The organism is Pseudomonas sp. c313 (genome assembly GCF_055407145.1).
In genome coordinates, this window is record NZ_JBUZRD010000001.1 from 717,539 (window position 1) to 730,111 (window position 12,573).

General features: G+C 60.3%; 11 protein-coding genes and 1 pseudogene. 2 read left to right on the forward strand and 10 right to left on the reverse strand.

What is annotated here, in order from left to right; all coding sequences use genetic code 11:
• Position 1: 1 nt before the first annotated feature.
• Complete coding sequence (locus tag ACZRKZ_RS03560) at positions 2 to 1,156, reverse strand: MFS transporter (RefSeq protein WP_463980878.1); 1,155 nt, start codon at positions 1,154 to 1,156, stop codon at positions 2 to 4.
• 225 nt (positions 1,157 to 1,381) lie between these two features.
• Here ACZRKZ_RS03560 and ACZRKZ_RS03565 point away from each other — a divergent pair.
• Positions 1,382 to 1,588, forward strand: a pseudogene (locus tag ACZRKZ_RS03565) (hypothetical protein); the annotation flags it as partial.
• 73 nt (positions 1,589 to 1,661) lie between these two features.
• On the opposite strand, the gene ACZRKZ_RS03570 reads toward ACZRKZ_RS03565, so the two are convergent.
• The 8 genes from ACZRKZ_RS03570 to gcl all read right to left on the reverse strand — a co-directional run bounded on the left by ACZRKZ_RS03570 (position 1,662) and on the right by gcl (position 11,074).
• Positions 1,662 to 2,663: a sulfate ABC transporter substrate-binding protein gene (locus ACZRKZ_RS03570; RefSeq protein ID WP_149411430.1), complete on the reverse strand. Its 1,002-nt coding sequence runs from the start codon at positions 2,661 to 2,663 to the stop codon at positions 1,662 to 1,664.
• A gap of 106 nt (positions 2,664 to 2,769) precedes the next feature.
• On the reverse strand, positions 2,770 to 3,594 hold the full coding sequence (locus ACZRKZ_RS03575; RefSeq protein ID WP_463980720.1) for an ion transporter: 825 nt from the start codon (positions 3,592 to 3,594) through the stop codon (positions 2,770 to 2,772).
• 31 nt (positions 3,595 to 3,625) lie between these two features.
• Positions 3,626 to 4,504, reverse strand: a complete 879-nt coding sequence (locus ACZRKZ_RS03580; RefSeq protein WP_463980721.1) for an urea transporter — start codon at positions 4,502 to 4,504, stop codon at positions 3,626 to 3,628.
• Positions 4,505 to 4,689: 185 nt separating this feature from the next.
• A complete protein-coding gene (gene pyk, locus ACZRKZ_RS03585; RefSeq protein WP_463969658.1) occupies positions 4,690 to 6,105 on the reverse strand; it encodes a pyruvate kinase in 1,416 nt (471 codons plus the stop codon).
• On the reverse strand, positions 6,095 to 7,390 hold the full coding sequence (locus tag ACZRKZ_RS03590; RefSeq protein ID WP_463969659.1) for a glycerate kinase type-2 family protein: 1,296 nt from the start codon (positions 7,388 to 7,390) through the stop codon (positions 6,095 to 6,097). Before ACZRKZ_RS03590 ends, pyk begins: the two co-directional genes overlap by 11 nt.
• A 118-nt stretch (positions 7,391 to 7,508) precedes the next feature.
• Entirely contained in the window at positions 7,509 to 8,399 is an 891-nt protein-coding gene (locus ACZRKZ_RS03595; protein ID WP_463980722.1) for a 2-hydroxy-3-oxopropionate reductase, read from the reverse strand.
• Positions 8,400 to 8,459: 60 nt separating this feature from the next.
• A complete protein-coding gene (hyi, locus tag ACZRKZ_RS03600; RefSeq protein WP_463969661.1) occupies positions 8,460 to 9,242 on the reverse strand; it encodes a hydroxypyruvate isomerase in 783 nt (260 codons plus the stop codon).
• Positions 9,243 to 9,298: 56 nt separating this feature from the next.
• Complete coding sequence (gcl, locus tag ACZRKZ_RS03605) at positions 9,299 to 11,074, reverse strand: glyoxylate carboligase (RefSeq protein ID WP_463980723.1); 1,776 nt, start codon at positions 11,072 to 11,074, stop codon at positions 9,299 to 9,301.
• A gap of 268 nt (positions 11,075 to 11,342) precedes the next feature.
• On the opposite strand from gcl, the gene ACZRKZ_RS03610 reads away from it, so the two are divergent.
• The gene (locus ACZRKZ_RS03610) at positions 11,343 to 11,783 is read left to right on the forward strand and encodes a GlcG/HbpS family heme-binding protein (protein ID WP_463969663.1); all 441 of its coding nucleotides are present in this window, start codon (positions 11,343 to 11,345) and stop codon (positions 11,781 to 11,783) included.
• 133 nt (positions 11,784 to 11,916) lie between these two features.
• Here ACZRKZ_RS03610 and ACZRKZ_RS03615 read toward each other — a convergent pair whose 3' ends face one another.
• On the reverse strand, positions 11,917 to 12,522 hold the full coding sequence (locus ACZRKZ_RS03615; RefSeq protein ID WP_463969664.1) for a TetR/AcrR family transcriptional regulator: 606 nt from the start codon (positions 12,520 to 12,522) through the stop codon (positions 11,917 to 11,919).
• Between the last annotated feature and the right edge of the window lie 51 nt (positions 12,523 to 12,573).

The window sequence follows — 12,573 nt, forward strand, 5'->3', positions numbered from 1 at the left end:
CTTACGCCGCCGCTACAACCCCTTGCCTGGAGGCACTCAAAAACCGCAACAGTGCCACTAGCGGGAACGCGCTGCCCAGCAGCACCACCCCCAACCAGCCGCCCTGTTCATACACGCTGCTGGCAATCGCCGAACCGAAGGCGCCGCCGATGAAGATGCTGGTCATGTACAGCGCGTTCAGGCGGCTGCGGCTGTTGGCGTCGAGGGCGTAGATGGCGCGTTGGCCGAGGACCATGTTCATCTGTACGCAGAAGTCCAGGACCACACCTGTCACCGCCAAGCCAATCACGCTGTAGATCGGATGTACGAAGGCTGGCAGGAAGCTCAACGCGGCAAACAACATCGCCAGCAGCGAGGCGCGATGGGTGTGGCCGGCATCCGCCAGGCGTCCGCTGATGGGGGCGGCGATGGCGCCCAGGGCACCGACCAGGGCGAACAGGGCGATCTGGCTTTGGGTCAGGCCGTGGTTGCGTGAGAGCTCCAGGGGTACTGCGGTCCAGAACAGGCTGAACGTGGCAAACATGCATCCCTGATAGAACGCCCGCTGACGTAGCAGCGGTTGCTGGCGCAGCAAGGTGCCCAGGGAGCGCAGCAACTGGCCATAGCTGGCAGAGTGATCCGGTTGGCGCTTGGGCACGGTCAACAGCAGCACGACGCTGATGGCGGCCATCAGTGCGGCGGCCACCATGAACATCGCTCGCCAGCCGAAGTGATCGGCCACCACGCTGGACACCGGCCGTGCCAGCAAAATGCCCAACAGCAGGCCGCCCATGATGCTACCGACTACCCGGCCACGGGACTCGGCCGGCGCCAGGTGCGCGGCCAATGGAATCAGGATTTGCACCGATACCGAGCTGAAGCCGATCAGCAGCGACACCAGCAGGAACAGGTTCGGCTGTTCGGTGAACGCCGCGCCCAGCAGGCTGGCGATGGCCACCACGGTGGTGATGATCATCAGCCGGCGGTTTTCCAGCAGGTCGCCCAGGGGAACCAGAAAGAACAGGCCCAAGGCGTAACCGACCTGAGTCAGGGACACGATCAGGCTGGCCATGGCCGGCGTCAGGCCGATGTCCGGGGCGATCAGCTCGATGATCGGTTGCGCGTAGTAGATGTTGGCGACGATGGCGCCGCAACAGAACGCAAACAGCATCACCATGCCTCGGGTCATGGTGTTTGTACTTTGCGGAGTAGCGTTCATGGCGTTCTCATAAAAGCGAAGGAAAGTGGCGTGCGAGAATAAAGACAAGGCCCAGGCGGGAGTAGGCCGTTTACGGTGATAACACTCATGCCGGGTATTAATGACTGAAACGTTAACTTTCGGGCCGAATGTCAATGATACATTTAGTCGCAACTGCAAAAACAGGAAGTCGACTGCCATGAAGGCCGGACGTTGACCGTCAAATACAAGGGCAGTGAGCAGAAGATCGTCGGGCCGGATGATGTGCCGATCGTCAACCTGGAACCGGGTGATCGGAGTTTGTTGGAGGCGGGGGTCAAGGTGGTGTTGTTTGCGTCACAGGGTGCAGACGGAACCATTACCGCGCAGGCTGTTTCGGCAGGCAAGGATGGCGTGACGCCGCCGATGTAATTGCTACGCCAAGTCTTGCGATAGCGATGCAGGCAAGTGCAACACTTGCCTGCATTTCTTCTGTTAGAGCGGATTACTGCCCGGTGTAGATCTGATCAAACACCCCACCATCATTGAAGTGGGTTTTCTGCACATCGCGCCAGTTGCCGAAGGTCTTCTCAACCGACAAAAAGTCGACTTTCGGGAAGCGGTCGGTGTACTTGGCCAGCACTGCCGGGTCACGTGGACGCAGGTAGTTGTTGGCGGCGATTTCCTGGCCTTCTGGCGACCACAGGTACTTCAGGTATTCCTCGGCAGCGGCGCGAGTGCCTTTCTTGTCGACGACTTTGTCGACCACCGACACTGGCGGCTCGGCTTCGGCGGAGACGCTTGGGTAGATCACTTCGAACTGATCACGGCCGAATTCACGGGCGATCATTTCCGCTTCGTTTTCAAAGGTCACCAGCACGTCGCCGATCTGGTTGGTCATGAAGGTGGTGGTGGCTGCACGGCCGCCGGTATCGAGCACCGGCGCTTGTTTGAACAGCTTGCCGACAAAGGCCTTGGCCTTGTTCTCGTCGCCGCCGTTCTTCAGTACGTAACCCCAGGCCGACAGGTAGGTGTAGCGGCCGTTGCCGGAGGTTTTCGGGTTGGGCACGATCACTTGCACGCCATCCTTGAGCAGGTCCGGCCAGTCTTTCAGGGCCTTGGGGTTGCCCTTGCGCACGATAAACACGGTGGCGGAGGTGAACGGTGCGCTGTTGTTCGGCAGGCGGGTGACCCAGTTGTCCGGCACCAGTTTGCCGTGGTCTGCGAGGGCATTGATGTCGGTGGCCATATTCATGGTGATGACGTCAGCCGGCAGGCCGTCGATCACTGAGCGCGCCTGTTTGCTGGAGCCGCCGAAGGACATCTGCAGGGTAATCTTTTCCTTGTGCTCGGCTTCCCAATGTTTCTGGAAGGCGGCGTTGTAGTCCTTGTAGAAATCGCGCATCACGTCGTAGGAGACGTTGAGCAGGGTGGTCGGTGCAGCCTGGACGACGCCAGCCAGTGCGAGGCCGGCGGCCAGAAGAGAGGCGCTAACGAGTTTTTTCACTGCTCATTCCTTGTTGTAGGGTGAAGTCGACTTGTTAAGTAAGGGCAATATGCCAGCGACTATAGCTGGGGCGGCATAGACGCTTAAAGATTAAAAAGAACTTTGCTTATTCCATTTTTTTGAAAAGGCTATTACCGCATCGTGAGCAAAACGCCGCGTTGGGTTCATGGCTGTTTTTCTTGCACACCGGGCAATCCTTTTGCAGCTGTTCGCCGCGCATGGCGTTGGCAAGTTCCGCGGTGAAAATCCCGGTGGGCACGGCAATGATCGAATAACCGGTGATCATTACCAGCGACGAAACTACCTGGCCCAGCGGTGTCTTGGGCACGATGTCGCCAAAGCCCACGGTGGTCAGGGTGACGATCGCCCAATAGATGCCCTTAGGGATGCTGGTGAAACCATGTTCCGGGCCTTCGATCACGTACATCAAGGTGCCGAATACCGTCACCAATGTGCAGACGCTGAGCAGAAACACCACGATTTTCTGCTTGCTGCCGCGCAGCGCCGACATCAGGTAATTGGCTTGCATGAGGTAGGGGCTGAGCTTGAGCACCCGGAAGATCCGCAGCATGCGGATGATGCGGATAATCAGCAGGAACTGGGCGTCGCTGTAATACAGGGCGAGGATGCCGGGGACGATGGCCAGCAAGTCCACCAGCCCGTAGAAACTGAAGGCATAGCGCAACGGCTTGGGCGAGCAATACAGCCGCAACACATACTCGATGGCGAAGATGATGGTGAAGCCCCATTCAATGTAGGCCAGCACGCTCGCGTAGTTCTGGTGCACCTCGTCGATGCTGTCGAGGATTATGACCACCAGGCTTGCCAGGATGATCAGCAGCAGGATGCTGTCGAAACGGCGCCCGGCTGCGGTGTCGCTTTGGAAAACCATGACGTAGAGCCGCTGACGCCAATTGTTGTTGCTGTCCATGGAGGTCGCCTGAATCAATATTCAGCGAAGCCTAGGGGGATTCGAACGGGCTGTCCACGCTGGCCCTTTGTATAACCCTGCGACTGGCGTGCACCAGCCAGCAGGCGAGGATAAATGGCGCGGTCAGAGGGGGCAGGTTCAGGGCCGCAAAGCCAGGGGTGAGGACGATTGCCAGGAGGATGCCCATCAGTGGCAGCCAGGGTTGGCGACGCTGCTGGCTCAATGCTAAAGCCGCTAGCGCCGGGTTATAGCTGTGCAGGCCAAGCAGGGCGCTGGCGGATTCGTCCAGCAACAGGGCGAGTACTACGCCAGCGCTGGCGCCGATCAATGCCCACAGCGCGACGCGACGATTGGCGAGCAATAGACCGAGCAGGATTAACAGACCAGCCAGGGGTTGATCCAGCAGGATAATTTGCGCAAGTCCTGTAAACGGTGCACTGAGCAATGCCCAAGTGCCGGGTTCACTCCATGCAACAGTCGTTGGCGCAGTAGTGCCTAGCAACAGCCAGCCCAGCCCAACAAAGGGCGCGGTGTAGGCCAGCAGGTCATCGGGGTTTGCCGCGCGCTTGAGCCATTGCCGGGTGAGGATCGCGCTGAGGCCGCCACAGGCCAGAATCAACGGCGGCAACAGGGCCGACCAGACGAAATGCTGGCTAATCAGTAAGCCCAGCAGCACGCCGTTATAGCTGTAGAGTCCGGCTTGGCGTTCGGCCTTGGGATAGCCCCGGCGCTGGGCCGTCAGCAGACCCGCGACACCGCCCAGCAATGCGCCGCCGAGTAGCGCCGGCGCGCACGACAGAATCGCCAGCAGGCACAGCAAGCCACATAGCGGATGGCGCTGGAGGAAGATCTGGCTGAAGCCGTTGAGAAGGGCTTCGGCCCAGTCGGGGCATTGGGTAATGTTCTGCATGATGTTTGCCATGTCGTAGCAGCGGTCGAGTGAAACGAGGCCGCGTCCGGCTGCGAAGCAGCCGTAAACCAGGCGCCCCGGTGTTTCAGCCAAACTGCGAGCACAGGTTTTACGAGGACTGTGTCCTCGGACGCAGCCTCGTTTCACTCGACAGCTGCTACGCAAGGGGTGGTTGAAAAAGTGGGTTAGATCAACGTCTCGATACGCAACGAGTTGGTCGACCCCGGCAGCCCAAACGGCACCCCCGCGGTAATCACCAACGTATCCCCACGCTTCGCCATCCCTTGTGCCTGGGCAATCTCCAGTGCCGTGGAGCACACCTCATCCACCTGCCGCAGCCGATCGTTGACCACCGAATGTACGCCCCAGGCCAGGCTCAAGCGCCGCGCCGTTGACAGGTTTGGTGTCAGGTTGAGGATGGGTACCGATGGCCGCTCCCGAGCCGCCCGCAGGCTGGAGGTGCCGGACTCGCTGTAGTTCACCAGCACCGCCACCGGCAGGATGCTGCTGATACGGCGGATCGCACAGCTGATGGCGTCCGATACCGTGGCGTCGGCCTTGGGCCGGCTGACGTCCAGTTGCGTCTGGTAATCCGGGCCGTTTTCCACCTGGCGGATGATCTTGCTCATCATCTGCACCGCTTCCAGCGGGTATTCCCCGGAGGCGGTTTCTGCCGACAACATTACTGCATCAGCGCCCTCAGCCACGGCGTTGGCCACGTCGGTGACTTCGGCGCGGGTCGGCGCCGGTGAGAAACGCATGGATTCGAGCATCTGCGTGGCCACCACCACCGGCTTACCCAGTTGGCGGCAGGTGGTGATGATATCTTTCTGGATCTGCGGCACGCTCTCAGCCGGCACCTCCACCCCCAGATCCCCTCTGGCGACCATGATCGCGTCGCTCAGTTCGGCGATTTCCTGCAAGCGCTGCACTGCCGAGGGCTTCTCGATCTTGGCCATCAGGAAGGCCTTGTCGCCGATCAGTTCACGGGCTTCGCGGATATCTTCCGGACGTTGCACAAAGGACAGCGCCACCCAGTCCACCCCCAACTCCAGGCCGAAGCTCAAGTCGCGGCGGTCCTTGGCGGTCAGCGGGCTCAGTTCCAGCAAGGCTTGTGGCACGTTCACGCCTTTGCGGTCCGACAGTTCGCCACCGTTGAGCACGGTGGTGTCGATGGCATCGGCGTACTTGGTGATCACCCGTAAACGCAGCTTGCCGTCGTCCAGCAACAGGTCCATGCCGGGCTCCAGGGCCGCGATGATTTCCGGGTGGGGCAGGTTGACCCGACGTTGATCGCCGGGAGTACTGTCCAGATCAAGGCGCAGGGCCTGGCCACGAATCAACTGCACCTTGCCCTCGGCAAAACGCCCGACTCGCAGCTTCGGCCCTTGCAGGTCCATGAGGATGCCGAGGGGATAGTTGAGTTGTTTCTCCACCTCGCGAATCCACTGGTAGCGCAGGGCATGATCGGCGTGATCGCCGTGGCTGAAGTTCAGGCGAAAGATGTTGACCCCAGCTTTCACCAACTCGCGGATGTCATCGATGCCGTGGGTAGCCGGTCCCAGGGTGGCGAGGATTTTGACCTTCTTGTCAGGCGTCATGGTCAGGAGACTCTCTGTCAGGGCTTTCAAGGATCACAATGGCGCGAAAATCATTGACGTTGGTGCGGGTCGGCTCAGTGATGATCAGCCCGTCGAGCGCGGCGAAGTAACCGTAGCCATTGTTGTTGTCCAACTCATCGCTGGCGCTCAGGCCCAGGGCTTCGGCACGGGCGTAGCTACAGGGGGTCATGATCGCCCCGGCATTGTCTTCGGAGCCGTCGATGCCATCGGTGTCACCGGCCAGGGCGTAGACACCGGGTAGGCCCTTGAGGCTGTCGGTCAGGCTCAGGAGGAATTCGGCGTTGCGCCCGCCACGGCCATTGCCGCGTACGGTGACGGTGGTTTCGCCGCCGGAGAGAATCACGCACGGCGCCGCCAGCGGCTGGCCGTGCTGGACGATTTGCCGGGCGATACCAGCGTGGACTTTGGCCACGTCCCGCGCTTCGCCTTCCAGGTCGCCGAGGATCAGCGGGCTGAACCCGGCTTGGCGTACTTTTACCGCCACCGCCTCCAGGGATTGTTGCGGGCGGGCGATCAGTTGGAAATGGCTGCGGGCCAGACACGGATCGCCGGGTTTGACGGTTTCCGACTCGGGGTTTTGCAGCCAACTGCGCACCGAGGCGGGGACTTCAATCTGGTAGCGCTTGAGAATCGCCAGTGCCTGTTGCGAGGTGCTTGGGTCGCCGACGGTGGGGCCGGAAGCAATGACCGTGGCCTGGTCGCCCGGCACATCGGAAATCGCGTAGGTGTAGATCGTCGCCGGCCAGCATGCCTTGGCCAGGCGCCCGCCCTTGATCGCCGAGAGGTGCTTGCGCACGCAATTCATCTCACCGATGGTGGCGCCGGATTTGAGCAGGGCCTTGTTGATCGATTGTTTGTCGGCCAGGGTGATGCCGGCGGCGGGCAGGGCCAGCAAAGCAGAGCCTCCGCCGGACAACAGAAAGATGACGCGGTCGTCTTCCTCCAGGTTGCTGATTAGCTCCAGCACGCGCTTGGCGACGGCTTGGCCAGCGGCGTCCGGCACCGGGTGGGCGGCTTCGACTACTTCGATTTTTTTGCAGGGTGCGCCGTGGCCGTAGCGGGTGACCACCAGGCCTGAGACTTCACCTTGCCAGCAATTTTCGACAACCTGGGCCATGGCAGCGGCCGCCTTGCCCGCGCCGATGACAATGATGCGGCCGGTGCGGTCGGCGGGCAGATGAGGTTCGAGGACTTGCTGGGGGTGGGCAGCGTCGATGGCTGTGGCAAACAGCTCGCGAAGCAGGTGTTGCGGATCGACCGACATAAGCGGGCTCCCGGGGATTTTTGTTATTAGGTGTGCATCATTTTCAAATTTGAAATGCGATTAAGTGTGGGAGCAGGCAAGCCAGTTCCCACAAGGGATTGCATTCCAACAGGGGAGGTTATTTATCGCGAATCGAAAAATTCGCCATATGCTCCAGCCCCTTGATCAGCGCCGAATGGTCCCAGTTGCTGCCGCCAATGGCCGCGCAGGTGCTGAACACTTGCTGGGTGCTAGCGGTGTTGGGCAGGTTGATCCCCAACTCTTTCGCACCGGCCAGGGCCAGATTCAGATCCTTCTGGTGCAGGCTGATGCGAAAGCCCGGATCAAAGGTGCCCTTGATCATCCGCTCGCCATGCACTTCCAGGATCTTCGAGGAGGCAAACCCGCCCATCAGCGCTTCACGCACCTTGGCCGGGTCGGCGCCGTTTTTCGAGGCGAACAACAACGCTTCGGCCACCGCCTGGATGTTCAGGGCAACGATGATCTGGTTGGCCACCTTGGCGGTCTGGCCGTCGCCATTGCTGCCTACCAAGGTGATGTTCTTGCCCATGCTCTGGAACAGCGGCAAGGCCCGTTCAAAGGTTCGTGGCTCGCCACCGACCATGATGCTCAAGGTGCCGGCCTTGGCACCAACTTCACCACCGGACACTGGGGCGTCGAGGTATTGCGCGCCGGTCTCGTTGATTTTCGCGGCGAAGGCCTTGGTGGCCGTTGGCGAAATCGAGCTCATGTCGATGACGACTTTGTTCGGCCCCAAACCTGCGGCAACCCCATCGGCGCGGAATAACACGTCGTCGACCTGCGGGGTGTCGGGCACCATGATGATGATGAATTCAGCTTCCTGGGCCACTTGCTGCGGGTTGGCCAGGGCCACGGCACCCGCGGCGATCAGTTCTTCTGGCGCTTTGCCGAAGTGCTCGGAAAGGAACAGTTGATGACCTGCCTTTTGCAGGTTAGCCGCCATGGGCTGGCCCATGATGCCGGTACCGATAAATCCGATTTTAGCCATGAAGAAATCCTCTTTTTATTCGATGTTGATTGTTCCCATGGGGAGGGCGGGAACGATCAGTCAGATGGCATTGTGGCTTTTCAGCCAACCCAAACCCGCTTCGGTAGTGGTCAACGGCTTGTACTCACAGCCGACCCACCCCTGATAACCAATGCGATCCAAATGTTCGAACAGGAACCGGTAGTTGATCTCACCGGTGCCCGGTTCATTGCGCCCTGGGTTGTCTGCCAGCTGGATATGGTTGATTTCGCCCAAGTGCGCGGCCATGGTCCGGGCCAGGTCGCCTTCCATGATTTGCATGTGATAGATGTCGTATTGCAGGAACAGGTTGGCGCTGCCCACCTGCTCGCGAATCGACAAGGCTTGCGCTGTGTTGTTGAGGTAGAAGCCGGGAATATCGCGAGTATTGATGGCTTCCATCACCAGTTTGATACCCACCGCTTGCAGCTTGTCGGCGGCGTATTTGAGGTTGGCGACGAAGGTCTTTTCCAGTGTGGCCTCATCGACACCTTGTGGACGAATCCCTGCCAGGCAGTTGATCTGGGTGTTGCCCAGCACTTGGGCGTAGGCGATGGCCAGCTTCACCCCGGCGCGGAATTCCTCGACCCGACCCGGATCGCAGGCAATGCCCCGATCGCCCTTGGCCCAGTCACCGGCCGGCAGGTTGAACAGCACTTGGGTCAGGCCATTGGCATCCAGTTGCGCCTTGATTTCGGCAGAGCTGAATTCGTAGGGGAACAGGTATTCCACGCCACTGAAGCCGGCGTCGGCAGCCGCTTTGAAGCGGGCAAGAAAGTCCTGTTCAGTGAACAGCATGGACAGGTTGGCAGCAAAACGCGGCATGGCGGTTTCCTCAAAAGCGTCATCGTTCCCGCGGATTACGCGGGAACGAACAATCATTAATCGAGCAGCGAAATTGCGGTGGGTGCGTCATTGCCCACCAGCGCCAGGTCTTCGAATTCGTTGACGGCGTTGATCTCGGTGCCCATGGAAATATTGGTCACCCGCTCCAGAATAATCTCAACGATCACCGGCACCTTGAATTCTTCGAGCATTTCCTGGGCGCGGCGCAAGGCCGGCTGGATCTGATCTGGCTCGAATACCCGCAGGGCCTTGCAACCCAGACCTTCGGCGACAGCCACGTGGTCGACGCCATAACCGTTGAGTTCCGGTGCGTTGAGGTTGTCGAAGGACAGCTGCACGCAGTAGTCCATTTCGAAACCGCGCTGGGCCTGGCGAATCAGCCCCAGGTAGGAGTTGTTCACGACTACGTGGATGTACGGCAGCTTGAACTGCGCGCCCACCGCCAGCTCCTCGATCATGAACTGGAAATCATAGTCGCCGGACAGTGCCACGACCTTGCGGGTCGGGTCAGCCTTGACCACGCCGAGCGCCGCCGGAATGGTCCAGCCCAACGGGCCTGCCTGGCCACAGTTGATCCAGTGCCGAGGCTTGTAGACATGCAGGAACTGCGCGCCGGCAATTTGCGACAGGCCGATGGTGCTGACGTAGCAAGTGTCTTTGCCGAACACCTGGTTCATCTCTTCGTACACCCGTTGCGGCTTGACCGGCACGTTGTCGAAGTGGGTCTTGCGGTGCAGGGTGGCTTTGCGCTGCTGGCAATCGTGGAGCCAGGCGCTGCGGTCCTTGAGCTTGCCGGCGGCTTTCCACTCGCGGGCTACTTCAATAAACAGGGTCAGGGCGCAGCCGGCGTCGGAAACGATGCCCAGGTCCGGGGTGAATACACGGCCGATTTGCATGGGCTCGATATCGACGTGAATGAATTTGCGGCCCTCGGTGTACACCTCCACCGAACCGGTGTGGCGGTTGGCCCAGCGGTTGCCGATGCCCAGCACCACGTCCGATTTCAACATTGTTGCGTTGCCGTAGCGGTGGGAAGTTTGCAGCCCGACCATGCCGACCATCAGCGGGTGATCGTCGGGGATGGTGCCCCAGCCCATCAGGGTTGGGATCACCGGGATGCCGGTCAATTCGGCGAACTCCACCAGCAGGTCGCTGGCGTCGGCGTTGATCACGCCGCCACCGCTGACCAGCAATGGGCGCTCAGCCTGATCCAGCAGGGCCAGGGCTTTTTCCACCTGGATGCGGGTCGCCAATGGCTTGGTCAGGGGCAGCGGTTGATAGGCGTCGATGTCGAATTCGATCTCGGCCATCTGCACGTCGAACGGCAAGTCGATCAACACCGGGCCGGGGCGGCCGGAGCGCATTTCATGGAAAGCTTTCTGGAAGGCATAGGGCACCTGGCCAGGTTCCAGGACAGTGGTCGCCCATTTGGTCACCGGCTTGACGATGCTGGTGATGTCCACGGCCTGGAAGTCTTCCTTGTGCATCCGCGCCCGTGGTGCCTGCCCGGTAATGCACAGGATCGGGATCGAATCGGCTGAGGCGCTGTACAACCCAGTGACCATATCAGTACCGGCTGGCCCCGAAGTGCCGATGCACACACCGATGTTGCCCGCCTTGGTGCGGGTGTAACCCTCGGCCATGTGCGAGGCGCCTTCAACGTGGCGAGCAAGGACGTGATCGATGCCGCCGAGCTTCTGCAAGGCCGAATACAGCGGGTTGATCGCGGCGCCCGGGATGCCAAAGGCCGTGTCGACCCCTTCGCGACGCATCACCAGAACGGCGGCTTCGATTGCTCTCATTTTGCTCATGGTTTTGGTGCCTCTTGCGTTTTGTAATTGTATACAAGTGGTGTTTCGTCAAAGTGTATTCACGGCGAGCGGCGCAGGTCAATCCATTTTATTCGTTGGCCTTTACGTTCGTCGGAAGCCTTTTAGACGGGATTATTTCGACGTGTGGTGCGAATGTTTTGAAATATTGTATACAAAAAACTAATCTATTGTGTTCTATTTGTTTTGTCCGGCTTCTGATCATTCAGAGCCCCACGGCTTTCCCAATAACAAGATAAGGACGGCACCCATGAGCGCTTTAACCTTGAAAGTCGCAGTCAACCTGGCCAGCCAGGCCATCGCCGCAGGCCGCACTATTGCCGCTGCACCACTGACCATCGCGGTGCTCGACAGCGGCGGGCACTTGATCACCCTGCAGCGCGAAGACGGTGCGAGCCTGCTGCGCCCACAGATCGCCATCGGCAAGGCCTGGGGGGCGATTGCCCTGGGCAAGGGCTCGCGGTTGTTGGCGTTGGATGCGCAGCAGCGGCCGGCGTTTATTGCGGCGTTGAACAGCCTGGGGCAGGGCAGCGTGGTGCCGGCGCCGGGAGGGGTGTTGATCAAGGATCAGGATGGGGTGGTGCTGGGGGCGATTGGGATCAGCGGGGATACTTCGGACATTGATGAGCAGTGTGCGATCAGTGCGATCGAGGGGGTGGGGTTGCTGGCGGATGCGGGGGTGTCAGCCTGACTTGAGGTGACTGGAAGGGCCCCATCGCGAGCAAGTCGAATCGTCGCACCGCCGCTCCCACATGTTGAATGTGTTCACAGATCAAAAATGTGGGAGCGGACTTGCTCGCGATGGGGGCAGGCGCTGCGGTCCATCAGTCCGGCTCACAGCCCTTGAGCACCAACCGAATAATCGTCTGCGCTGCCGCTTCATAGTCGGCCTCGTCCAGCTTTTCTTTTCCGGTCACCACCGAGATTTGCCAGTCGAAGTCGGCATACGTCTGCGTTGCGGCCCAGATGCTGAACATCAGGTGGTTGGGGTCGATGGCGGCGATCTGTCCGCGATCTACCCAGGTCTGGATGCACGCGATGTTGTGTTTGGCCTGGGCGTTGAGCTGTTCCACCAGGTCGGGGCTCAGGTGTGGCGCGCCGTGCATGATTTCGCTGGCGAAGACCTTGGAGGCGAAGGGCAGGTCGCGCGAGATACAGATTTTCGAGCGGATGTACGCCGTCAACACTTCCCTGGGATCGCAGTCGGAATTGAATGGCGTGGAGGCGGCCAGGATCGGCTCGATAATGCTTTCGAGCACCTCGCGGTAGAGGTTGTCCTTGGACTTGAAGTAGTAATAGACGTTGGGTTTGGGCAGCCCGGCCTTGGCGGCGATGTCACTGGTTTTGGTTGCGGCGAACCCCTTGTCGGCAAACTCCTCGCTGGCAGCCCGCAGGATCAGTTCTTTGTTGCGCTCGCGAATGGTGCTCATAGACCAGGAGTTTCCTTGCCAAGACAGGCGGTTGCGCATGGTAGCACCGGC